The 21,675-nt window shown below is 63.8% G+C and carries 21 protein-coding genes and 1 tRNA gene; 6 read left to right on the top strand and 16 right to left on the bottom strand.

The features are described from left to right. Positions 1-30 precede the first annotated feature (30 nt). The 11 genes from DXT74_RS20840 to DXT74_RS20790 form a co-directional block, all read right to left on the bottom strand. Complete coding sequence (locus DXT74_RS20840) at positions 31-666, bottom strand: flavin prenyltransferase UbiX (protein ID WP_194426925.1); 636 nt, start codon at positions 664-666, stop codon at positions 31-33. Positions 667-700: 34 nt separating this feature from the next. Then, entirely contained in the window at positions 701-1,543 is an 843-nt protein-coding gene (rapZ, locus tag DXT74_RS20835) for an RNase adapter RapZ (RefSeq protein ID WP_194426924.1), read from the bottom strand. After that, positions 1,524-2,480, bottom strand: a complete 957-nt coding sequence (gene hprK, locus DXT74_RS20830; protein WP_019104261.1) for an HPr(Ser) kinase/phosphatase — start codon at positions 2,478-2,480, stop codon at positions 1,524-1,526. Before hprK ends, rapZ begins: the two co-directional genes overlap by 20 nt. Further along, the gene (gene ptsN / locus DXT74_RS20825) at positions 2,473-2,934 is read right to left on the bottom strand and encodes a PTS IIA-like nitrogen regulatory protein PtsN (RefSeq protein ID WP_043632481.1); all 462 of its coding nucleotides are present in this window, start codon (positions 2,932-2,934) and stop codon (positions 2,473-2,475) included. Before ptsN ends, hprK begins: the two co-directional genes overlap by 8 nt. A 121-nt stretch (positions 2,935-3,055) precedes the next feature. After that, the gene (gene hpf, locus DXT74_RS20820; RefSeq protein WP_043632486.1) at positions 3,056-3,370 is read right to left on the bottom strand and encodes a ribosome hibernation-promoting factor, HPF/YfiA family; all 315 of its coding nucleotides are present in this window, start codon (positions 3,368-3,370) and stop codon (positions 3,056-3,058) included. A 67-nt stretch (positions 3,371-3,437) separates the two neighbouring features. Then, positions 3,438-4,862 carry an RNA polymerase factor sigma-54 gene (locus DXT74_RS20815; protein ID WP_194426923.1) on the bottom strand — a complete coding sequence of 475 codons (1,425 nt, stop codon included), beginning with the start codon at positions 4,860-4,862 and terminating at the stop codon, positions 3,438-3,440. A gap of 3 nt (positions 4,863-4,865) precedes the next feature. After that, positions 4,866-5,594 carry an LPS export ABC transporter ATP-binding protein gene (gene lptB / locus DXT74_RS20810; RefSeq protein WP_019104257.1) on the bottom strand — a complete coding sequence of 243 codons (729 nt, stop codon included), beginning with the start codon at positions 5,592-5,594 and terminating at the stop codon, positions 4,866-4,868. Continuing rightward, positions 5,591-6,145: a lipopolysaccharide transport periplasmic protein LptA gene (gene lptA / locus DXT74_RS20805; RefSeq protein WP_043591966.1), complete on the bottom strand. Its 555-nt coding sequence runs from the start codon at positions 6,143-6,145 to the stop codon at positions 5,591-5,593. Before lptA ends, lptB begins: the two co-directional genes overlap by 4 nt. Continuing rightward, a complete protein-coding gene (gene lptC / locus DXT74_RS20800; RefSeq protein WP_019104255.1) occupies positions 6,135-6,704 on the bottom strand; it encodes an LPS export ABC transporter periplasmic protein LptC in 570 nt (189 codons plus the stop codon). Before lptC ends, lptA begins: the two co-directional genes overlap by 11 nt. After that, positions 6,701-7,225 carry an HAD family hydrolase gene (locus DXT74_RS20795; protein ID WP_043632491.1) on the bottom strand — a complete coding sequence of 175 codons (525 nt, stop codon included), beginning with the start codon at positions 7,223-7,225 and terminating at the stop codon, positions 6,701-6,703. The genes lptC and DXT74_RS20795 overlap by 4 nt, the downstream gene beginning before the upstream one ends. Positions 7,226-7,249: 24 nt before the next feature. Then, on the bottom strand, positions 7,250-8,230 hold the full coding sequence (locus DXT74_RS20790) for a KpsF/GutQ family sugar-phosphate isomerase (RefSeq protein ID WP_043632493.1): 981 nt from the start codon (positions 8,228-8,230) through the stop codon (positions 7,250-7,252). 117 nt (positions 8,231-8,347) lie between these two features. Here DXT74_RS20790 and DXT74_RS20785 point away from each other — a divergent pair, with 117 nt between their 5' ends. Further along, a complete protein-coding gene (locus DXT74_RS20785; RefSeq protein ID WP_081554306.1) occupies positions 8,348-10,321 on the top strand; it encodes a cation:proton antiporter in 1,974 nt (657 codons plus the stop codon). A gap of 227 nt (positions 10,322-10,548) precedes the next feature. Here the strand turns inward: DXT74_RS20785 and DXT74_RS20780 are convergent, their stop codons facing one another. The 4 genes from DXT74_RS20780 to DXT74_RS20765 all read right to left on the bottom strand — a co-directional run bounded on the left by DXT74_RS20780 (position 10,549) and on the right by DXT74_RS20765 (position 14,931). Next, on the bottom strand, positions 10,549-12,699 hold the full coding sequence (locus DXT74_RS20780) for an AsmA family protein (protein ID WP_114152563.1): 2,151 nt from the start codon (positions 12,697-12,699) through the stop codon (positions 10,549-10,551). Positions 12,700-12,762: 63 nt separating this feature from the next. Next, positions 12,763-12,836, bottom strand: a tRNA-Gly gene (locus DXT74_RS20775). A gap of 123 nt (positions 12,837-12,959) precedes the next feature. Then, complete coding sequence (locus tag DXT74_RS20770; RefSeq protein ID WP_019104250.1) at positions 12,960-13,439, bottom strand: SRPBCC family protein; 480 nt, start codon at positions 13,437-13,439, stop codon at positions 12,960-12,962. 43 nt (positions 13,440-13,482) lie between these two features. Beyond that, entirely contained in the window at positions 13,483-14,931 is a 1,449-nt protein-coding gene (locus DXT74_RS20765; protein WP_194426922.1) for a PLP-dependent aminotransferase family protein, read from the bottom strand. A 148-nt stretch (positions 14,932-15,079) separates the two neighbouring features. Here DXT74_RS20765 and DXT74_RS20760 point away from each other — a divergent pair, with 148 nt between their 5' ends. Next, entirely contained in the window at positions 15,080-16,135 is a 1,056-nt protein-coding gene (locus DXT74_RS20760) for an FAD-binding oxidoreductase (RefSeq protein ID WP_194426921.1), read from the top strand. Positions 16,136-16,171: 36 nt separating this feature from the next. Further along, entirely contained in the window at positions 16,172-16,864 is a 693-nt protein-coding gene (locus DXT74_RS20755; protein WP_194426920.1) for a M24 family metallopeptidase, read from the top strand. An 8-nt stretch (positions 16,865-16,872) separates the two neighbouring features. Here DXT74_RS20755 and DXT74_RS20750 read toward each other — a convergent pair whose 3' ends face one another. Further along, complete coding sequence (locus DXT74_RS20750; RefSeq protein ID WP_194426919.1) at positions 16,873-17,352, bottom strand: nuclear transport factor 2 family protein; 480 nt, start codon at positions 17,350-17,352, stop codon at positions 16,873-16,875. A gap of 189 nt (positions 17,353-17,541) precedes the next feature. Here DXT74_RS20750 and treR point away from each other — a divergent pair, with 189 nt between their 5' ends. From treR to treC, 3 genes are all read left to right on the top strand, one after another. Then, a complete protein-coding gene (treR, locus tag DXT74_RS20745; RefSeq protein ID WP_196783795.1) occupies positions 17,542-18,249 on the top strand; it encodes a trehalose operon repressor in 708 nt (235 codons plus the stop codon). A gap of 234 nt (positions 18,250-18,483) precedes the next feature. After that, entirely contained in the window at positions 18,484-19,914 is a 1,431-nt protein-coding gene (gene treP / locus DXT74_RS20740) for a PTS system trehalose-specific EIIBC component (protein WP_194426917.1), read from the top strand. A 16-nt stretch (positions 19,915-19,930) separates the two neighbouring features. Then, positions 19,931-21,583: an alpha,alpha-phosphotrehalase gene (gene treC / locus DXT74_RS20735; RefSeq protein ID WP_194426916.1), complete on the top strand. Its 1,653-nt coding sequence runs from the start codon at positions 19,931-19,933 to the stop codon at positions 21,581-21,583. The last annotated feature ends 92 nt before the right edge of the window (positions 21,584-21,675 follow it).

Below are 21,675 nucleotides of genomic sequence, written 5' to 3'. Positions count from 1 at the left end.
TGGCCGGGCCGCAAGCGGCGCGGCGGCTGGCTAGGGCGCCGCGGGGCTGTCCGGGGCGGGCTCGCCCCAGCGCGGCGTCAATTGATTGTCGATGCGGAGCTGATCCAGAATTCGCGCCACCACGAAGTCGATCATGTCGTCCACGGTCTTGGGATGAGTATAGAACCCCGGAGACGGCGGCAGGATGACAACGCCAAGACGGGCCAACTTGAGCATGTTTTCCAGGTGAATGGCGGAGAACGGCGCTTCGCGCGGCACCAGCACCAGTTTGCGCTGTTCCTTGATGCTGACGTCGGCGGCGCGCTCGATCAGGTTGTCGCTGCTGCCCTGGGCGATGGCGGCCAGCGTGCCCATCGAGCAAGGGCAGACCACCATGGCGTCGGCTGGGTTGGAGCCGGACGCCACCGGCGCGAACCATTCTTCGCGGCCGAACACCGCCAGCTGGCCGTCGCGGGCGCCGCTGCGTTGCATCAGCCACTGTTGGGCTTCTGCCGAGCGCGAGGGCAGGGTCAAGTCCATTTCCTGTTTGGCCACCACCTGGGCGGCTTGCGAATACAGCACCCAGACGCGGACGCCGGCCGCGATCAGGCAATCGATCAGGCGCAGACCGTAAGGCAGGCCGGAGGCGCCGGTCAGGGCGACGGTGACGGTTTTGATCGGGCGCATGAAAGTCTCCTATAGGCGGGCGGCCCGAACGCGTTCAGTTCTGGCGGTAGAGCTGGCGATGACGCACCAGCACCTGTTCGGCGGCGAAAAGGCGGGCAAGTTGTTCCGTGATGTAGACCGAGCGGTGCTGGCCGCCGGTACAGCCGACGGCGACGGTCAGATAACTGCGGTTTTCCATGCTGAAACAGGGCAGCCACTTGCTGAACAGTTGCTGGATGTCGTCCACCATCTGCTGCACTTCCGGCGTTTGCTGGAAAAAGTCGATGATGGGTTGGTCGCGGCCGGTGAAGGGGCGCAGCTGCGGGTCGTAATAGGGATTGGGCAGGCAGCGTACGTCGAAAACGAAGTCGGCGTCCCGCGGCAGGCCGTGCTTGAAGCCGAAGGATTCAAAGATCAGCGTCAACCGGCTGCTGTCGGCGTCCACCAGTTCGCGCACCCAACTGCGCAGCGCGTTGGCGGATAGCTCGCTGGTGTCGATGCGGGTACCCAACTCCATGATCTCGGCCAGCATTTCCTGTTCCAGCAGAATGCTTTCCTCCACCGTGACGTCGGTGCCGGACAGCGGATGGCGGCGACGGGTTTCGGAGAAGCGCTTGACCAGGGTGGCGGGCGTGGCTTCCAGGAACAGCAGGCGCACGTCCACCTGCTGGGCTCGCAGTTTTTCCATTTCCGCCGGCAAGGCGCCCAGCGACGGGCCGGAGCGGGTGTCCACGCTGATGGCGATCTGCTCGTAGCCGTAGTCGGCGTACAGCGACATCGCCTCGTGCAGCATGGTGGCCGGCAGATTATCCACGCAGTAGAAGCCGGCGTCTTCCAGGGCGCGCAGCGCCACCGACTTGCCGGAACCGGACAGGCCGCTAATCAATATCAGGCGCATTTTCCTGGTCTCTGAGGAAGTTGGTGTGGCGTTCGATGAACTCGCGCGTGCTGTCGATGCCGCGCAGCTGCAGAATGTAGTTGCGCACCGCGGCCTCCACCAGCACCGCCAAGTTGCGGCCGGCGGCCACCGGCAGCACAACCTTGCGGATGGTGACGCCGATGATGTCCTGGGTTTCCGACTGGATGTTGAGGCGGTCCAGCGCTTGCATCGCCTGATCATTGGCCTTGACCAGATGAATGATCAGCCGCAGCACCTTCTTGGGCCGCACCGCGGTTTCGCCGAAGATGGTGCGGATGTTGAGGATGCCCAGGCCGCGCACTTCCAGGAAGTCTCGCAGCAGGGGAGGGCATCGGCCTTCCAGCGTGTCCGGACCGATGCGGTACAGCTCCACCGCGTCGTCTGCCACCATGCCGTGGCCGCGGGAAATCAGTTCCAGCGCCAGCTCGCTCTTGCCCATGGCCGAATCGCCCATGATCAGCACGCCGATCTCGAACACGTCGAGGAAGACGCCGTGCAGCACGGTGGACACCGCCAGCGCCCGCGCCAGATAGATGCGCAGCACATCCATCAGATAGGGGCTTTCCAGCTTGGTGGTCATCAACGGGACGTTGTGGGTGTGGCAGTAGTCGCGCAGCAGCTTGGGCACGGGCTGATCGTTGGCCACCATCACCACCGACATGCTTTTGTGGAACAACTGATCCAGCGCGGTCTTGGCGGCGGATTGCTCCAGCCGGTTCAGATAGTCCACCTCGGCGAGGCCCAGCACCTGGACCCGGTTGGGGTGGATGAAGTTGAGGTGGCCGACCAGCGCCTGAGTCGGGCGCTGTTCGTCGTTGCCTATCATATTGTCGGCGCCGCCGGTGCCCGCAACCCAGGTGAGGTTGAGCTTCTGCTGGTTTTCCTGGTACAGCCGGCGGACACTGATGCTAGGCATTGGGCACCCAATTATTGAGCAGCTGGTAAAGCTCGTCGCGAATGGAGATGCCCAGCATCTGCTCGCGCATCTGGCGGCTGGAGAACAATTGCGCCAGCTCGGACAGCACTTGCAAGTGCAGGTCCGTGGCCTGTTCCGGCACCAAGAGCACAAACAGGCACTGCACCGGCTTGCCGTCGGGGGCGTCGAAAGGAATAGGCGTTTTCAGGCGGATGAACACGCCCATCGCTTCCTTCAGGCCGCGCGCGCGGCCATGGGGAATCGCCACTCCCTGGCCAAGGCCGGTGGAGCCGAGTTTTTCGCGGGCAAACAGGCAATCGAAGATTTCGCTGCGCGCGATGCCCCGGGTATTTTCAACCAAGAGGCCGACCTGCTCGAATACGCGCTTCTTGCTGGCGACGTCGAGATCCAGCAACACGTGTTCGGGGGTCAGGATTTTGCCGATGAGGTTCATATTGGGTTATGCATGCGGCTGAGAAAAACCCGGCAATTCTACGTTGCCTTGATAGTACTGAAAACGGGCAAGTGCAAAGAAAAGCGGGAACCCGCAGGCTCCCGCCTTCCAATTCAAGGGATTACAGGCTGACTTCAGGCGCCGGAGCACGGTGTTCAGACTGCTTTTCCTTGTGTTTCAGCACTTGGCGGTCCAGCTTGTCGATCAATAGATCGATGGCGGCGTACATATCGGATTCGGTGGCTTCCACGTGAATGTCCTTGCCGGACAGATGCACGTTGACTTCAGCCTTTTGCACCAGTTTATCAACAGACAGAGTAACGGAAATGTCGATCACATGGTCGACATGTCGAGTAACGCGCTCCATTTTGGTTTCAACGTATTCGCGCAGGGCGGGAGTTACTTCCAGATGCAGTCCAGTTACTTTGAGGTTCATACCCTAGCTCCTTCTGGTGTTGACAGTCCGGTCGGGTCGGCCGGATCGCTGTATTCCGCCGCCTGGCTCACAACGTCTTGCGTTGGTTGACCGGCGGTATCTGCATGGCTTCACGATACTTGGCTATCGTGCGTCTGGCAACTTGTATTCCCTGTTTGGACAGCGCTTCGACCAGAGCGCTGTCGGACAGCGGTTTGCTCGGCGATTCGGCGTCTATCAGGCTGCGGATATGCGCCTTGATCGCGGTGGCGGAGCACTCGCCGCCGCTGTCGGTTTCCAGCGCGCTGCCGAAGAAATACTTGAGCTCGAACAGGCCGCGCGGGCAGAGCAGGTATTTCTGGGTGGTCACTCTGGAAACCGTGGATTCATGCAAACCCAGCTCGTCCGCGATGTCGCGAAGGATTAACGGGCGCATGGCCACTTCGCCGTGTTCAAAGAACGATTGCTGCCGTTCAACGATAGCTTCCGCCACTTTCAGGATAGTGTCAAATCGCTGCTGGATGTTCTTCACCAGCCATTTCGCCTCTTGCAGACGCGAGGACATTTCGCCGTTGCCGCCGCGGTTTTCCGCCAGCAGCCGCGCGTACATCTGGTTGACGCGCAGCCTGGGCACGGCGCCGCCGTTCAGGGCGGCCACCCAGCGGCCCTTGCGCTTTCTGACCGAGACGTCGGGGATCACGTATTGGGTGTCGCTGGCGCCGAAACCGGCGGTGGGGCGGGGGTTGAGGCGGGCGATCAGCGCCTGGGCGGCGCGCAGCGCGGCGTCGTCCACGCTCAGCTGCTTTTTCAGCCGGGTGTAGTCTCTGTTGCCCAGCAAGGTCAGGTGGTCGCGGACGATGGCCAGCGCCAGCTCGCGCTGGGGCTCGTCCGGATCCAGCCGCTGCAATTGCAGCGCCAGCGCTTCCGGCAGCGAGCGCGCGCCGACGCCGGGCGGGTCGAACTGTTGCAGCAGGCGCAGGCCTATCATCAGTTCGTCGGCTTCGATTTCCAGTTCCAGCGGCAGGTGGCTGGCGATGTCTTCCAGCGTTTGACCTAGGTAGCCGTCGTCGTCCAGCTCTTCGATCAGCAACTGAACGATGGCCTGGTCGCGCGTGGGCAGCGCCACTTCGCCCAGTTGCGCCAGCAGGTGCTCGCGCAGGCTGACCGGACAGGGTACGTTCAGCATCGGGTCCAGTTCGTCGTCGCCGTCGCCGCGGCGGCCGCCGCTGCCCCAGTCGCTCAGTTCGCCGGCCTCGGCGCCGCGCTCGCCGTCGTCGCCGGAGGCCTCGTCGCGGGTTTCCGCGGGGCCGTCCTGTCGCTGGCCGGCGGCGGCGTCAGCCGCTTCGCCCTGCGGCGCTTCGTCGCCGCGCTCAAGCAAGGGATTATCCAGCAAGAAGCGCTCGACTTCGGTCTGCAGGTCGAGAGTGGACATCTGCAGCAGCTTGATCGACTGCTGCAGCTGCGGCGTCAGGGTCAGCTGCTGCGATACCTTGAGCTGAAGGGTCTGTTTCATCGCTTACAGGTGGAAGTGTTCGCCAAGGTAGACTTCGCGCACCTTCTCGTTGTTGACCAGTTCTTCCGGTTCGCCGGAGGCGAGCACCGAGCCTTCGCTGATGATGTAGGCGCGGTCGCAGATTCGCAAGGTTTCGCGGACATTATGGTCGGTGATCAGCACGCCGATGCCGCGTTCCTTCAGGAAGGAGATGATTTTCTGGATGTCGATCACCGCGATCGGGTCGACGCCGGCGAAGGGTTCGTCCAGCAGGATGAAGCGCGGCCGGGTGGCCAGCACGCGGGCGATCTCGACGCGGCGGCGTTCGCCGCCGGACAGCGAGAGCGCGCTGCTGTCGCGCAGATGGCCGATGTTGAGGTCGTCCAGCAGCAGGTCCAGCTCTTTTTCCAGTTCCTTGCCCTTGAGGCCGGACACTTCCAGGATGGCGCTGATGTTCTCTTCCACCGTCATGCGGCGGAAAATGGAGGCTTCCTGCGGCAAGTAGCCCAGGCCCAGGCGCGCGCGCTGGTGGATGGGATAGTGGGTGATCACCTGATCGTCCAGGCGGATTTCGCCGTCGTCGGCGCCGATCAGGCCGACGATCATGTAGAAGCTGGTGGTCTTGCCGGCGCCGTTGGGGCCGAGCAGGCCCACCACTTCGCCGCTGGCGATTTCCAGCGCCACGTCCTTGACCACGGTGCGTTTTTTGAAGCGCTTGCGCAGGCGCTCAACCTTGAGCACGCTTTGCGTCATTTGCTGGCTCCGCTGGCGGGTTTGGCCGCCGCCGGCTGCGAGGCGGTGTTTTTCGGCTGCAGGATCACGGTGACGCGGCCCTTGTTGGGGCCGGTGGCGGTGCCGCCGGTCACTTGGTAGGTTTCGTTCTGGGTGTTGTAGGTGATCACATTGCCCACCACCAGATCGCCTTCGCGCTTGACCCGGGCGTTGCCGGTCAGCACAGCGAGGTTGGCGGCGCTGCTGTAGTCCAGGCGGCTGGACTGGCCCTCCACCCATTCGTTCTTGCCGTCCATTTTTTGGCGGAAGGTGACGATGCGGCCGGTGGCCACCAGGGTCTGTTGGCCTTGCTTGTCCTGAGTGGCGACGACTTTGTCGGCGTTCAGGCGCAGCGTGCCCTGAATCACCACCACATTGCCTTCGCAGGTGGACACGCCTTTGATCTGGTCCATGGTGCAACCGTTGTCGCTGGTGATTTCCATCGGCTTGGTGCGGTCGGCCTGTTCGGCGTGGGCGACGGAAGCGGCGGCCAGCGCCAGGCCGGCCAACAGGAGACGGAGCTTATTTTTCATAAATGATCTTGGTGTGAGACAGCAGGTTCAACAAACCTGTCTGTTGCTGATAGACGAAGCCCACGGAGTTGCCGTGCGATTTACCGTGATAGAACACGGTGGGCGCGGCGGAGCGGGCGATTTTCTTGGCGGTGTCGACGTGCATGGCGCTGGTGACGACCTTGGTTTCCGGCTTGTCCGCGGCGGCGGGCTGGATCATGGTCGCCTTCTTGTCGAAGTAGGCCTGCTGAGTCTTGTTGTTGTAACGGCCGACGTCGCCGATCAACTGGTATTGCAGCGCGCCTTGCTGGTACTGGTAAAGCTCGGGGTTCTCGAAGAAGGCGTCGTCCTTGCCCGGGTACTGCCACATGCGGGTGGCGATCAGCCGTTCATTGAGCTTGCCTTGGGCGTCGAAGCGGGTGGCGGTCAGGTGTTCCGCCACGTATTCGGGCTTGTCCGGGTCCAGTTCGCGTCGGTTGCTGTCCCAGCGGGAGACTTGGTCCAGCCACACGGTCAAGAGGCCGGTCAGGCCCACCAGCAGCAGCGGGAACAGGCGGTGGGAGCGCAGCAGGCGGATCATGCCAGATACCTTGCCAGGATCTGATCGAAGGAGCCTTGGGCCTGCATGATCAGTTCCGCCAGCTCGCGCACCGCGCCTTTGCCGCCGGAGCAGCCGGTGACGTAGTGCGCGCGCTGACGCACCAGGGCCGGCGCTTCCGGCACCGCGACGGCCAGGCCGACGCGGGTGATGATGGGCAGGTCGATCAGATCGTCGCCGATGAAGGCGCATTCTTCGGCGCTCAGGCCTGTGCAGGCCAGCAGTTCGGCCAGGGCCAGCTTCTTATCGTGCACGCCGCCATAGTAGTGGTCGATCTGCAGCGCCTGGGCGCGATGCTCTACGCAGCGGTCGGCGCGGCCGGAGATGATGGCCAGCTTGACGCCGGTGGATTGCAGCAGGCGCAGGCCCAGGCCGTCTTGTACGTTGAACGATTTGCTTTCTTCGCCGTGGGCGTTGTAGTAGATGCGGCCGTCGGTCATCACGCCGTCCACATCCATGATCAGCAGCTTGACCTTGCGGGCCTGCTCGAAAATGCTTTGCATGCTTGTCCTTGCTAATGCCGACGTTCAGATCACGCCGGCTTTGAATAGGTCGTGCAGATGCAGCGCGCCTATCAGCTTGTTGTCTTCATCTACGACCAGCAGGCTGGTGATCTTGTTCTGCTCCATCAGGAACACCGCCTCGGTGGCCAGTTTTTTCGGCCCTATGGTGCGCGGCGAGGGGCTCATCACCTGATCTATGGTCAGATCGTATAGATTGGCGGAACGTTCCAGCGTGCGGCGCAGGTCGCCGTCGGTGTAGACGCCCAGCAGGGCGTTGTCTGCGGAACAGACGGCCAGCATGCCCAGCCGCTTGCGCGACAATTCCAGCAAGGCGTCTTTCAGCGGGGTGCCCGGCGCCACCCGCGGCAATTCGTCGCCGCTGTGCATGATGTCGGAAACGTGAACCAGCAGCTTGCGGCCCAGGCTGCCGCCCGGATGCGATAGCGCGAAGTCGCCTTGACCAAAGCCGCGCGCGTCCATCAGCGTGACCGCCAGCGCGTCGCCCAGCGCCATCTGCACCGTGGTGCTTGTGGTGGGCGCCAGCCCCAGCGGACAGGCTTCCTTTTCCACGCGGGCATCCAGATGGATGTCGGCCTCCTGCGCCATGGTGGAGCTTTCGCGTCCGGTCATGCAGATCAAGCGCACGCCCTTGCGCTTCAAGGCAGGCAGCAGCGCGATGATCTCGTCGCTTTCGCCGGAGTTGGACAAGGCCAGCACAATGTCTTGAGCGGTGATCATGCCCAGGTCGCCATGGGCGGCCTCGCCCGGGTGGACGAAAAAGGCCGGCGTGCCGGTGCTGGCCAGGGTGGCGGCGATCTTGCGCGCCACGTGGCCGGACTTGCCCATGCCGGTGACCGCCAGACGGCCGGTGCTGGACAGAATCAGGTCCACGGCGGCGAGAAAGTCGCCGTTCAGGCTGCGCGAGAGCGCACTGATGGCTTCCGACTCTATCTGCAGGACTTCCCGGGCCAACTGGAGCCGGGACGGAGCTTGTACTTTTTCCATAATTCGAAAGTATATCAAAGGTTATAATCGCTGAACGCAGGCTGGTGCATCTTTTGCTTGGCATGTGTTAAAAATTGCAGCCTTCCATCCCATCAGCCTCAGGAGTTCCGCCGCGCGATGCATTCGTCTCTTGCCCCTATCGTCTTGGTTTTGCTGGCCGCGGTGTTGTCGGTGACTTTGTGCCGCAGCCTGAAAGTGCCGGCCATGCTCGGTTATCTGGTGGTGGGTTTCCTGGCGGGCCCCGGCGTGATGAATTTGATCCCGCAAGGCGATGAAACCGCCTTTCTCGGCGAGATCGGCATTGTCTTCATGATGTTTTCCATCGGCCTGGAGTTTTCCCTGCCCAAGCTGCGCGCAATGCGGCAGCTGGTGTTCGGCGTCGGCTTTGGCCAGGTGGCGGCCACCATGCTGCTGGTGGGCTTGGCGGTGGGCTGGATCAGCGGCAGTCCGCTGACCGGCTTCGCCGTAGGCGGCGCGCTGGCGATGTCTTCCACCGCCATCGTCAGCAAGCTGCTCAACGAGCGGCTGGAGTTGAACCAGGCTCACGGCCAGTTGGCCATCGGCGTGCTGCTGTTCCAGGATATCGCGGTGGTGCCCTTGCTGATCCTGTTCCCGGCCTTTGCCGGCGGCAGCGACACCTTGTGGATGGACCTGGGCCTGGCGGCGTTGAAGGTAGTGGTGGTGCTGGCCCTGTTGTTGTTCTTCGGCCAGCGCCTGCTGCGGCCGTGGTTCCACCTGGTGGCGCGGCAGCGCTCGGGCGAGCTGTTCATGATCAATGTGTTGCTGGTGACCTTGGGCGTGGCTTGGCTCACCGAGCTGTCCGGCCTGTCGCTGGCCTTGGGCGCCTTCGTGGCCGGCATGTTGATTTCGGAAACCGAATACCGCTATCAGGTGGAGGAGGACATCCGGCCGTTCCGAGACATCCTGTTGGGTTTCTTCTTCGTCACCGTCGGCATGAAGCTGGAACTGACGGTGTTGTTCGAGCGTTTCGGCGAAGTGCTGCTGATGTTGGCCCTGCTGCTGCCGATCAAGGTGGCGGTGGTGTTTGGCGTGGCGCGCGGTTTCCGCCACAAGTCCAATGAGTCCATGCGGGCGGCCCTGGCCCTGGCGCAAGGCGGCGAATTCGGCTTTGTACTGTTGGCGCTGGCCTTGAACCTGCATTTGGTGCCGGCCGGCACCGCCCAGGCGGCTATCGCCGCGATTCTGATTTCAATGCTGATTGCGCCTTTCCTGATCCTGTACGGCGACAAGATCACCCGCCGTCTGATCAAGCAGGACTGGATGTTCCAGGCGCTGGACTTGCACCATATGCTGGTGGAGAGCATGTCCAAGAACGACCATGTGGTGATCTGCGGCTACGGCCGCAGCGGTCAGGCGCTGGCGAGGCTGTTGGAAGCGGAGGACATTCCGTTCTTCGCGTTGGACATGGATCCTGAGCGAGTGCGCGAAGCCAGTGAGGCCGGCGATCCGGTGGTGTTCGGCGACGCCGGCAAGCACGAGGTTTTGGTGGCGGCCGGCCTGATGCGCGCCAAGGCGGTGGTGGTGACTTTTGCGGATACTCACGCGGCCTTGCGTATTTTGAGTTCGGTCGAACATGCGCGGCCGGGGCTGCCGGTGATCGTGCGCACCGTGGACGACAGCGATATGGATCAACTACGCCACGCCGGCGCCGACGAGGTGGTGGCCGAGATGATGGAGGGCAGCTTGATGCTGGCCTCGCAGGCCTTGCTGGTGGTGGGCGTGCCGCCGAGCCGGGTGGTGCGTCGCATCCGCGCGGTGCGCGAGGAGCGTTATGGTCTGTTCCGCGGCTTTTTCCGCGGCGCCAGCGACGAGGGCGAGGCCATGGACGAGGCGCTGGTGCCGCGCTTGCAGAGTGTTCAGGTCTGCACCGGGGCGGCGGCGGTGGGCCAGCCGCTGGCCAGTCTGCATCTGCAGGATTTAGGCGTGGAATTGAAGGCGATTCGCCGTCAGCGGGTGCGGCGCACCGATTTCGACGACAGCTTCGAGGTGGAGCAGGGGGACGCGCTGGTGTTGCTGGGCACGCCGGAACAACTGGCGCTGGCAGAGTACCGGATTCTGCAGGGGGACTAAGGTCCGACGAGAGAAAGCCGAAACGGCCCCCGCGGCGTGAGTCGCGGGGGCCGTTCGTGTTAATGCGGGTTCTCAGAACGTGTTTACGATCTTGCGAGCTAGGGCGAGACAAGGCGAAAACGGTTGAAAAAGCGGAGTGTACACACGGTACATGAGCATTTCGAAGCGGGTTACAACGCCCTTTATCTATCCATCCCGCCGAAGCGCAGCAGACTTTAGAACAAGCTCTAAGGCAGGATGGTGGTGATCTGCTTTTGCAACTGCTGCTTCAGCGCCTGCTGTTTTTCCACCTCGGTTTTCTTGCCCTTGACCATGGCGTTGAAGTCCAGCGCGTACACCGGGGCGTTCAGCGGGCCGGTGATCTTCAACGGCACGTTGACGCCCTTGAGGCGGGTGAAGGCCAGCGGATTGGCCTGCACGTCCATGGTGTAGTCGACAATGCTCTGCTTCAGGTCTATCTTGCCGCCGCCACCCACATTCATCAGCTGAGAAGCCAGTTTCAGGTCCTGGCTGCGCGCCACGCCCTTGTCCAGGCGGAAGCTGCTGGACAGTGTGGAGAAGGTGGTTTTTTGGTCGTTCTGCGCGGCGCTGTTCCATTCCTTCAGCTCGGCCGGCAGGTTTTTCAGCGCGGCCACCAAGTCGATCCCTGTCAGCGCGCCGTTGTTCAGGCTCATTTGCACATTGCCGCTCAGAGTGTTGCGCAGCTGGGCGAAGGATTTACCGTCGGCGTTGATATCTATCTTGCCGTTGCCCTTGCCGTCCAGGCGGCTGAAGTTGAACAAGTCAACCAGCAGCGGACGGATCTTCATGCCTTGCAGGGTCTGGTTCACTTTCAGCTGAGGCACGTCGCGGCGGCTGAGGCTGGCATCGCCCTGCAAGCGGCCTTCGTAAATGTCGGCCGACATCTGGTCCAGCTCCAGTTCGCGCGGGTTGATGCGCACATTGCTGCTGATCTGCTTGATGCGGAAGCGCCCCACCGCCAGCTCGCCTATCGCCACCTTGCCAGTGAGGTCGAACAGGTCCAGCCAGTCCAGCGGGATGTCGCCAGTGTTTTGGAAGATGGCCACCGGGTCGCCCTTGCTTTCCGGCAGGTAGCGGTTGAGGTCCAGCCGGCCCACGGACACTGTTGCCTCATGGCGCGGTTTGATCAGCCCGTACTGGCTGACGGTGACCGCCAGGTCGGAACCGTCCATCTTGCCGGCGACGCGCAGATTGAAGCGCGGTTCGTCCAGGTCGCCGTCCAAAGCGCCGTCCATGGTGGAGACCAGCTTGCCGCGCGGCAGCAGCGGAGTGGTGATGGTGGAGGTCAGCGCCAGCGGCTGCATTCGCAATTGGTTCATGCCGGCCAGCGACAGCGGCGCGTTGAGTTTGACGTTGACCTTGGTGGAGCCGGCCAGCCAGTTGAAGTCGCCGTGCAGCTTGTCGGCGTACAGGCCTGCCTCGTTGAGCTTGAGGTTTTCCAGCGCGGCTTCCAGCTGGTACTGGCTGCGCGCGTAACTGAGCTTGGCGCTCAGCTGGCCGGAGGGCATGGTGAGTTCGTCGAAGCTGGCGTTGATTTGAGGCAGCGCCAGGTGGACTTCGCTGCTGGGCCGCTCGCTGCTGAAGGCGAGCGCCACATTGCTGCCGGTGGCTTGCAAGGTGGCGAAGTTGAGCTTGTACTGGCCGCTGACGGTGAGCTTGCTTTCGCCCAGGCCTGGCACTTGGGTCATCGCCACCGCGTCCAGCGCTTCCAGGCTGACCTGATCGTCCTGGATGGACAGCGGGGTGTTGACCGCCAGCCGCACCGGGCGCGAGCCCTGTTCCAGGATGGCGCCGGCGCTGAGGCTGGCGCCGCCTCGCAGATCCTCGGCGTCCAGGCTGATGCTGGCGACGCGGCTGTCGGTATGGGTCATCTGGTCGGACAGCACCAGAGTGCCTTCGCGTATCTTCAGCGTGTCCAGCTTGATGGAGAAGCTGCTCTGGCTATGGCGTTGAAACAGATCGGCGATGGATAGGCGGCCGTCTTCGCCGCGGCTGATATTGGCGCTGGGGCCGTACAGCGCCACTGAGCTGACTTCGCGGTTGCCGAACAGCAGCGGCCACCAGGCCAGGCCGACGCGTAGTTCTTCCACTCGGGCGAAGGGCGTTTGCTGGCCCGGCTCGGAGACGGAGAGCTTTTCAATCTGGATGCCGGGGGCGGGAAACAATACGGGGGTGACACGGCCTTCGATGCTGATGACGCGGCCGGTATCTTGCAGGGCGTGGGACAGGGTGCCGCGCACTTGGGCTTCATCGAACTGCCAATAGATCAGCGATTGCACCAGCACGACGACCGCGACCAAGGCGGTGAGGCTGTAAACAGCGATGCGAAGCCACAGCCGGCCGGAGTTCAATTTCATTGGTGGATGCTCGGATGGGCCATGCCAGCGGTTTGATCTAGGTTACTGGTTGGGGAATCGGACTGGAGCGGGTGAAGGGAATCGAACCCTCGTCGTAAGCTTGGGAAGCTTCTGCTCTACCATTGAGCTACACCCGCGCATTTTCGGCTAGAGCGCCCGAATGTAGCGTTTTTTGTCTGTTTTGGCAAGGCGCGCGGCGGCCCCACAGGGGGCTGGCGACAGCGATTGGAGCTAAGCGATTGATAAAAAAGAATACGCGCTCAATGCTCTGCGCGCAGTCCGGCCAGCAGGGCTTCCAATTGATCAGTGGCCTGGCCCCAGCCGCTGGCGAAGCCCATCGCCTCGTGTTCACGCAAGTCGGCCTCGGTCCAATGCAAAACGTCGGCGCGGTAATGGGTTTTGCCGTCGAGGGGCTCGAATTCCAAGGTCACGGTCATGAAGGGCTTGGCCGACGGCAGCCAGGCTTCGGTATAGGCGTCGGTGAAGACCAGGCGGCGTCCCGGCTTCACTTCCAGGTAGACGCCGCGATTGGGGAAGTCCTGTCCTTCCGGGCTGCGCATTACCACGAGGCTGGAGCCGCCGGGCCGGACGTCCAGTTCGGCCGAGGCCACGGTCCACGGACGCGGGGTGAACCATTGGCATAGCAGTCGGGCTTCGGTCCAGGCGCGGTAAACCAGTTCCGGCGGGGCGTCGATCAGGCGTTCCAGCGTGAGCCGGTAAGGGCCATTGGCGTGGTTCATGGCGGATCTTTCGGGCGGGGTATCGGCTCAGATTAGTTCTTCGTCATGGCGACTGCAATCCCGCCGCTGGAATTTGCCGGCGCAGCGCCTGAGCCAGACGAGCGACGCCTTGTTCCAGTTGCGCCGGTTCCAGCGCGCCAAAGCCCAGACGCAGCGCGGGGATGTCGCGGCTGTCGCTGCCGAAGGCGCCGCCGGGCAGAAAACGCACGCCGGCGCTCCGCGCGTCCGCGCTCAGCCGCGGCATGTCCACCCAGGACGGCAGCCGCAGCCATAGCGCAAGCCCGCCTTCCGGCAGCGTGTATTCGGCCAGGCCGGCCAGGTGGCGGTCTATCGCGTCGGCCAGCGCTTGGCGGCGCGCGCGGTAGATGCGCAGCGCGCGGCGGAGATGGCGCTTCAACTCGCCGCTATGCATCAGTTCCGTCACCGCCAGCTCGGTGACGGCGTTTCCCTGGCGGTCTATCAGCATGATGTCGGCGGCGAAACGCTGGATGAGGGCGGGATCGGCCACCAAGTAGCCTACGCGCAGGCCAGGCGCCAGCACTTTGGACAGGGAGCCCACGTAGACGATGCGTTCGGCGGCGTCCAGGCTGGCCATGGGCAGCACCGGGCTGTGGCTGAAATGGAATTCGTAGTCGTAGTCGTCTTCGATGATGGCGAAACCGTAGCGCCGCGACAGGGCGAGCAGTTGCAGTCGGCGTTCTGCCGGCATCATCAGAGTGGTTGGGTACTGGTGGTGCGGGGTCAGGTAGATGGCCTTGACTGCTTGAGTCCGGCATAGCCGTTCCAGCGCGTCCGGCCGCATGCCGGCGGCGTCTTGCTCCACGTCCAGCGGTTGCGCGCCCAGAGAGCGAAAGGCTTCGCGCGCCGGCGGATAGCTGAGCGCGTCCAGCCCCACGGCGTCGCCGGGACGCAACAGCGCGCGGCCGGCCAGATAAATGCCCATTTGGCTGCCGCGCACCACGCAGATGCGCTCGGCGTCGGCGTTGAGGCCGCGCTCCATGTCCAGCATTTCCGCCAAGGCCTGGCGCAAGGGCAGTTCGCCGCGCGGGTCGCCGTAGGCCAGCCGCCCGGCGCGGGCCGCGGCGATCAGCGCGCGGCGGTAGGCGCGGCCCAGCACGTCGAAGGGAATCAGCCGCGAATCCGGCACCCCGTCGCCAAAGTCGATGTCGTCGTTTGCAGGGATGTTTGTAGGCGTCCGCGCGGCGGTCGGCGCGGCCCGCGGCGTCAGCAGCGGCAGGCTGGGCGCGACGAAGGTGCCTCGCCGGCCCTGTGTCAGCAGCCAACCCTGAGCCGCCAGTTCCTCATAGGCCAGCACCGCGGTCTTGCGGTTGACGCCTAGTTGCGCGGCCAACTCGCGGCTGCCCGGCAGCGGCGCGCCCGGCCGCAGCCGGCCGCGCTGGATGTCGGTGCTGATCTGCTGGGCGATTTGCAGATGCACCGGCAGCCCGCCGTCTCTATCCAGGCTGAGTTGCAAATCCCATTTGCGCAGCATGCGCGGCCTCCTTCCCTAATGTGTGCATTTTGGTTCTGGACCATCAATTTTATCAAAACTGGATGTTTTTGCTGGTCCAAAGGCGGCCTAAAGTCTAGCCGTTCATCTGCGCCGCCGACGCGGCGCGCGAGATATCAAGGAGCGGCAAATGAGGGAGCAGGAAGACAGCGGCGCGCGCGGCTACCGGCTGGCGGTGATGGAGCGCTTGGGACGCGATGTCCGCCGATTGCGGTTGGAGTGCGTTGACGCGGCGCCGCTGCGTTTTCGCAGCGGGCAGTTCGTTTCGGTGACGGCTCCGGGCGGGCTGACGCGCAGTTATTCGATGGCGGCGGCTCCGCGAGCTGATGGCGATATCGAGCTGCATGTGAGGCTACAGCCGGGCGGCGCTTTTTCCGAGTGGTTGCGCCGGCAAGCGAGGCCGGGAGACACGCTATGGCTGGAGGGGCCATACGGCGATTGCGTCTGGCGGGAGGACTCCGGCGCCGAGCGGTCGTTGATGTTGGCGACCGGCACCGGCATCGCGCCGCTGCGGGCGATGTTGCAGCAGGGGCTGGGAGTGCCCGGAGCGCGACCCGTGACCTTGTATTGGGGCGGCCGCAAAGCGGACGACCTGTATTTGCTTGAGGAGATGCGGGAGTGGGAGCGCGAGCGTCCGGGCTTTCGTTTCGAGCCGGTGCTGTCCGAGGCCGGGCCGGGCTGGCATGGACGGCGCGGCTTCGTGCAACAGGCGGCGGCGGAGGATTACCCCTGTTTGCGCGCCGCCGAGGCCTACGCCTGCGGCGCGCCGGCAATGGTGGACGCGGCGCGTCAGTTGTTGTCTCGGGAGTGCGGCCTGCCGGAGGAGCGCTTCCTGGCGGACGCGTTTCAGCCGGCGGTTTCAGCCGCGCCAGCCTCGGAAGCCATGGCTTTAAGCGTGCGCGTCGCGGATGGCGGGGAGCAGCGGCTGGAGGTGGCCGCTTCCGGCAGCCTGATGCAGGCGCTGGCCGCCGCCGGGCTGATGCGCGGCGTTTGCGGCGGGCAGGCCGCCTGCGGCACTTGCCTGGTTCGCGTCGAGCGGGACTGGCTGCTGCGTTTGCCGGCGATGGAGCGTGCGGAGCGGCGGCTGTTGGCGGCGCTGGAAGCCGGCGACGACCACAGCCGGTTGGCCTGCCAGATCGCCTTGCATCCGCGTTTGCAGGGTCTGAGCGTTGTCATTCCAGGGTAGGCGGCCGCCTGCCCGTATTTAGCAAAGGAGCATGAAATGGAAGCAAATATTCAGCAATCGGCTTTGGAAGGCGTGGGGCCGGCTTTTGACCCGAGGCAATTGATGGCGGTGCGCGATAAAACCCGACAGGCGATTGCGCTGATCGCCGCGGCGATGCAACCCGGAATGCTGGAAGAGGACGCGGTGGAACTGGCCAAGGATATTCTGGCGGAGCGCGGCATGTTGCGGGGCTGGCACGATGTCTATGTGCGCTTTGGCCGCAACACGCTGAAGACTTTCGGCGCGGCGTCCGATCCCGGAGTGCGCCTGGGCGACGATGACATTTTCTTCATAGATATCGGCCCGGTGTGGAAGCAGTGGGAGGGCGACGGCGGCGACAGCTTCGTTACCGGCTCGGACCCGGAGATGGCGCGCTGCGCCGCCGACGCCCGCGCCATCTTCCATGAGGTGAGGCGCAAATGGGCGAGCGAGGGCTGTAGCGGGCGCGAGCTGTACCGGTTTGCCGAGGACTGCGCCGCCGGCCGCGGCTGGACGCTGAACCTGGACCTGTCCGGGCATCGGCTGGCGGACTTCCCGCATGCGGCCATTCACGAGGGGCCGCTGGCGGAGGTGGATTTCACCCCGGCGAGGATGTTATGGGTGTTGGAAATCCACATTCGCCACCCGTCGCGGCCTTTCGGCGCCTTCTTTGAGGACATGTTGCTGGAGGATGTCTGCTTCGCGGAGTAAGGGCTTGTTTACAAGCCCAGCTCGCTCAGGCCGGGATGATCGTCCGGCCTGCGTCCCAGCGGCCAGTGGAACAGGCGCTCGTCCTCGCGGATGGGCAGATCGTTGATGCAGGCGTAACGACGCCGCATCAGGCCGTCTGCGGCGAACTCCCAGTTTTCGTTGCCGTAGGAACGGAACCACTGGCCGGCCTCGTTCCGCCATTCGTAGGCGAAGCGCACCGCGATGCGCTCGCCGTCGTGGGCCCATAGTTCCTTGATCAGCCGGTATTCATGTTCGCGCCGCCATTTGCCGGCGAGGAAGTCGACGATCTGCGCGCGGCCGCGCGGGAATTCGGCGCGGTTGCGCCACTGGCTGTCTTCGGTATAGGCCTGAGCCACTTGTTCCGGGTTGCGGCTGTTCCAGCCGTCTTCGGCCAGGCGGACTTTGAGGACGGCGCCGGCGCGGTCGAAGGGAGGCAGCGGGGGACGAAGGGCATCGGACGGGGACATTTTGTTCTCCATGGGGATGTGTGAAGGAGCGGCCAGTGTGCGCCGCCGCAGCAGCGGGCGGAATAGCCGCCGCGAGCAATGCACTATTGCGCATGGCGCAAGAGCGCCCGGGCCGGACTGGCGCGCCGCTCGCGCTTGAGGCAGACTGCCGGACTGGGGCGCTCCGCCAGATCTTGCCGAATCCACGCCGTGAACAAATACAGCCAAATCTTTTCCGACATCGTCGCCGACATCGACAACCAGCGTTATCAGCAGGGCGACCGCATTCCTTCCGAAACCGAGTTGATGGAGGGCTACGAGGCCAGCCGCGGCACCGTGCGCAAGGCGGTGGACATGCTGCAGGAGCGCGGCTATGTGCAGAAGATCCACGGCAAGGGCGTGTTTGTGCTGCGCTCCGGCAATATCGAGTTCCAACTCAGCGGCATTGTCAGTTTCAAGGAGGCGCACCAGCATCTGGGCCGCCGCGTCAGCTCCCGGGTGGCGGAGATGGAGACGGTGCCGGCGGATGCGCAACTGGCCAGGCTGCTGGACGTGCGCGAGAAAACCCCGCTGCTCAAGATCAAGCGGGTGCGCAATATCGACAATGAAAACGTGATCCTGGACATCAACTATTTCGTCGCCAGCCTGGTGCCGGGGCTGGACCGTGAAGCCGCCGCCGGCTCCATCTACGAGTTCATCGAACAGCGGCTGGGCCTGAACATCAGCTACGCCCGCCGGGTGATAGAGGCGCAGGCCTGCAACGACGACGACCGCCGCTACCTGGACCTGAACGGCATGGACCACGTGATCGTGGTCAAGAACCACACCCATCTCTATGACGGCCGGCAGTTCGAATACACCGAATCCCGCCATCGGCTGGACAAATTCTTCTTCTCCGACGTCGCCCGCCGTAAATAGCGGCCCGGCGGCGCGCCCCGTCATTCCTTGACCTGAAGCGATTTATGGCGCCTGTTGCGTTAGCGCATCGGCGCGTTTGATTTTGCGCAAACTCGTCTATACGAGTATTGACACAACTCGTCTGTACCAGTTAGCGTGCCATCAGCATCGGCGGCGCTTGCCAATACCGCCGCCAGGTTTGATAACGGGCTAGACGGCGCAGACCGGCAGGCCGAGAGATACAGGGACCCTCAGATGAGCCACGATTACCACAAGATCGCCGCGCGGATACTCGAAGCGGTGGGCGGCCGCGACAACCTGCAACAGGCCGCGCACTGCATTACCCGGCTGCGCTTGTCCTTGAAGGACGAAAGCCGGGTGGACCAGGAGGCGCTGCGCCAGGTGGAGTTGATCAAGGGTCAGTTCAGCCACGGCGGCGTGTTCCAGATAGTGATCGGTTCCGGCGACGTGGACCGGGTCTACCAGCCCTTGATCGAGCTGGCGGCGCTGCAACGCGCCACGGTGGCCGAGGTCAAGTCCAGCGGCGATCAGAAGCAGGGTCGTTTGCAGCAGCTGGTCAAAGTGTTCTCCGATGTGTTCATGCCCATCCTGCCCGCCATCATCGTGGCCGGCCTGCTGATGGGGCTGAACAATCTGCTGGGCGCCAAGAGCATGTTCATCGACGGCAAGAGCCTGCTGGACGCCTACCCGGGCCTGGACGGGGTGTGGGGGCTGATCAATATGATGGCCAACACCTCCTTTGTGTTCCTGCCGGCGCTGGTGGGCTGGTCCGCTGCCAAGCGTTTTGGCGGCAGCGAGGTGCTGGGCATCGTGCTGGGTCTGCTGCTGGTGCATCCGGATCTGCTCAACGCCTGGAACTACGGCAAGGCCGCCGCCGGGCTGGATGGGGCGGCGCTGCCGTATTTCGATGTGCTGGGCTGGTTCCGCATCGAGAAAGTGGGTTATCAAGGCCAGATCCTGCCCATCCTGGCCGCCACCTGGGTGATGTGTAGGGTGGAGCTGTGGCTGCGGCCGCGGGTGCCCAATTCCATCCAGTTGCTGGTGGTGCCCATCGTCACCATCGTGGTGAGCGGCGTGCTGGCGCTGGCGGTGATTGGTCCGGTGGCGCGCCACCTGGGCATCGCCATTACCGACGCGCTGGTTTATGTGTTCAACCTGGCGCCGCTGCTGGGCGCGATGTTGTTCGGCGCCTTGTACGCGCCGCTGGTGTTGACCGGCATGCACCATATGTTCATCGCGGTGGATCTGCAGCTGATCGCCAATCAGGGCGGCACCTTCATCTGGCCGATGATCGCCTTGTCCAATATCGCCCAAGGCAGCGCCGCGCTGGCGATGTTCTGGCTGGCGCGCGCCAGCAATGAGAAGAGCATGGCGTCCACTTCGGCGATTTCCGCCTTCTTCGGCATCACCGAGCCGGCGATGTTCGGCGTCAACCTGCGCTACAAGCTGCCGTTCTACGCGGCGCTTGTCGGCTCGGCGCTGGCGGCCGCCACCATCACCCTCAGCCACGTGCGTGCTTCGGCGATCGGCGTCGGCGGCTTGCCGGCCTTCATCTCCATCATCCCGCAGCAGATTCCGATGTTCATGGTGGGCATGGTGGTGGCCCTGGTGGCGCCGTTCGCTCTGACCTGGGTATTGGCGCGCCGCCAGTTGCCGCAGTCCTGATACGAAAGCCGTTCCGATGAAGAAGAACCTGAAATCCGCGGTGGTGTACCAGATCTACCCCAAGAGCTTTTACAGCCACCACGGGGCGGCCACCGGCGATTTGCTGGGCGTGGCCGACAAGCTGGACTACCTGGCCTGGCTGGGGGTGGATTATATATGGCTGACGCCGTTCTATCGTTCGCCGCAGCGCGACAACGGCTACGACGTCAGCGATTACTACGCGATCGATCCGGCTTACGGCAGCATGGCCGATTTCGAGCTATTGCTGGCCGAGGCCCGGCTGCGCGGCATCGGGGTGATGCTGGACATCGTGGTCAACCATACCTCCACCGATCACCCCTGGTTCCGTCAGGCGTTGCAGGGCAGGGACAATCCCTATCGAGACTTCTATATCTGGCGGGACAGGCCCAACAACTGGCGCTCCAAGTTCGGCGGTTCCGCTTGGGAGCGGGACGAGGCCAGCGGTCAGTATTATCTGCACCTGTTCGACAAAACGCAGGCGGACCTGAACTGGGACAACCAGGCGGTGCGGCGCGCGGTGTTCGACATGATGAATTTCTGGGCGGATAAGGGCGTGTCCGGCTTCCGGCTGGATGTGATCAATCTGATCTCCAAGGATCCGGCTTTCTCCGAGGACGACAGCGACGGCCGCCATTTCTACACCGACGGCCCGCGAGTGCATGAGTACCTGCAGCAGATGCATCGCGAAGTGTTCGCCGGCCGGGATTTGATGACAGTGGGCGAGATGTCGTCCACCTCGCTGGAACATTGCGTCGCCTATTCGCACCCCGAGCGGCGCGAACTGTCGATGACCTTCAATTTCCACCATCTGAAGGTGGATTATCCGGACGGCGAGAAGTGGCGGGCCGCGCCCTTCGACTTCATCGCGCTCAAGCGCATTCTGTCTGACTGGCAGCGCGGCATGCACGAGGGCGGCGGCTGGAACGCTCTGTTCTGGTGCAACCACGACCAGCCGCGAGTGGTGTCGCGCTTCGGCGACTCCGGCCGCTACCGCGTGGAGTCCGCCAAGATGCTGGCGTCCACGCTGCACGGCCTGCAAGGCACGCCCTACATCTATCAGGGCGAGGAAATCGGCATGGCCAACCCCGGTTTCTCCGACATCGAAGACTACCGAGACGTGGAAACCCACAATGCTTATCGCCAGTTGCTGGCTAGCGGCCTGGACCGCGAGCAGGCGATGGCGGCGATCCGGCAGAAGTCGCGCGACAACTCGCGCACTCCGATGCAATGGGACGACAGCCGTTTCGCCGGCTTTTCGCGGCGTGAGCCGTGGATAGGGCTGGCGCCGGACGCGGCGACGGTGAACGTCGCCGCCGCGCGTCGCGATCCGGACTCGGTGCTGCAGCACTACCGGCGCTTGATCGCGCTGCGCAAGCAATACCCGATCTTCAGCGACGGCGATTACCGCTGCCTGACGCCGGAGGATCCGGCGCTGTGGGTCTACGCGCGGACCGGCGAGCGCGAGAAGCTGTTGGTGATCAGCAATTTCAGCGCCGAGGAGCGAGATTACTCGCCGCCGGCCGACTACCTGAGTCCGAACCATGCCTGGCAGTTGCTGTGCGCCAATTACGCCGACGCGGCGGCTCATCCCGCCCGGGCGCGGCTGCGGCCTTACGAATCGTTGATCTACCGCGCCGTTCTGAACTGAGCCTCGGAATTTTCGAGGAGTTAATCCTCTGCGAGCTGCCGGCATTCCCGGCCGGCAGGCCGCGTTGTGCCCAAAACTAAGGGAAATGGAGA

The sequence above is a fragment of the Chromobacterium sp. Rain0013 genome, from assembly GCF_015291765.1.
GTDB classification, from domain to species: domain Bacteria; phylum Pseudomonadota; class Gammaproteobacteria; order Burkholderiales; family Chromobacteriaceae; genus Chromobacterium; species Chromobacterium haemolyticum.
The sequence above is the reverse complement of the archived record's forward strand: the minus strand, read 5'-3'. Positions and strand labels throughout refer to the sequence as shown.

Bases quoted from the DNA above. Each gene is read 5' to 3' on its own strand.
- DXT74_RS20760 (WP_194426921.1), top strand. From the start codon at position 15,080: ATGAGGGAGCAGGAAGACAGCGGCGCGCGCGGCTACCGGCTGGCGGTG.
- DXT74_RS20795 (WP_043632491.1), bottom strand. From the start codon at position 7,225: ATGCAAAGCATTTTCGAGCAGGCCCGCAAGGTCAAGCTGCTGATCATG.
- lptC (WP_019104255.1), bottom strand. From the start codon at position 6,704: ATGATCCGCCTGCTGCGCTCCCACCGCCTGTTCCCGCTGCTGCTGGTG.
- hprK (WP_019104261.1), bottom strand. From the start codon at position 2,480: ATGCCTAGCATCAGTGTCCGCCGGCTGTACCAGGAAAACCAGCAGAAG.
- hpf (WP_043632486.1), bottom strand. From the start codon at position 3,370: ATGAACCTCAAAGTAACTGGACTGCATCTGGAAGTAACTCCCGCCCTG.
- DXT74_RS20780 (WP_114152563.1), bottom strand. From the start codon at position 12,699: ATGAAATTGAACTCCGGCCGGCTGTGGCTTCGCATCGCTGTTTACAGC.
- DXT74_RS20770 (WP_019104250.1), bottom strand. From the start codon at position 13,439: ATGAACCACGCCAATGGCCCTTACCGGCTCACGCTGGAACGCCTGATC.
- DXT74_RS20765 (WP_194426922.1), bottom strand. From the start codon at position 14,931: ATGCTGCGCAAATGGGATTTGCAACTCAGCCTGGATAGAGACGGCGGG.
- lptA (WP_043591966.1), bottom strand. From the start codon at position 6,145: ATGAAAAATAAGCTCCGTCTCCTGTTGGCCGGCCTGGCGCTGGCCGCC.
- lptB (WP_019104257.1), bottom strand. From the start codon at position 5,594: ATGACGCAAAGCGTGCTCAAGGTTGAGCGCCTGCGCAAGCGCTTCAAA.
- treC (WP_194426916.1), top strand. From the start codon at position 19,931: ATGAAGAAGAACCTGAAATCCGCGGTGGTGTACCAGATCTACCCCAAG.
- DXT74_RS20750 (WP_194426919.1), bottom strand. From the start codon at position 17,352: ATGTCCCCGTCCGATGCCCTTCGTCCCCCGCTGCCTCCCTTCGACCGC.
- DXT74_RS20815 (WP_194426923.1), bottom strand. From the start codon at position 4,862: ATGAAACAGACCCTTCAGCTCAAGGTATCGCAGCAGCTGACCCTGACG.
- DXT74_RS20790 (WP_043632493.1), bottom strand. From the start codon at position 8,230: ATGGAAAAAGTACAAGCTCCGTCCCGGCTCCAGTTGGCCCGGGAAGTC.
- DXT74_RS20785 (WP_081554306.1), top strand. From the start codon at position 8,348: ATGCATTCGTCTCTTGCCCCTATCGTCTTGGTTTTGCTGGCCGCGGTG.
- DXT74_RS20755 (WP_194426920.1), top strand. From the start codon at position 16,172: ATGGAAGCAAATATTCAGCAATCGGCTTTGGAAGGCGTGGGGCCGGCT.
- DXT74_RS20840 (WP_194426925.1), bottom strand. From the start codon at position 666: ATGCGCCCGATCAAAACCGTCACCGTCGCCCTGACCGGCGCCTCCGGC.
- treP (WP_194426917.1), top strand. From the start codon at position 18,484: ATGAGCCACGATTACCACAAGATCGCCGCGCGGATACTCGAAGCGGTG.
- rapZ (WP_194426924.1), bottom strand. From the start codon at position 1,543: ATGCGCCTGATATTGATTAGCGGCCTGTCCGGTTCCGGCAAGTCGGTG.
- ptsN (WP_043632481.1), bottom strand. From the start codon at position 2,934: ATGAACCTCATCGGCAAAATCCTGACCCCCGAACACGTGTTGCTGGAT.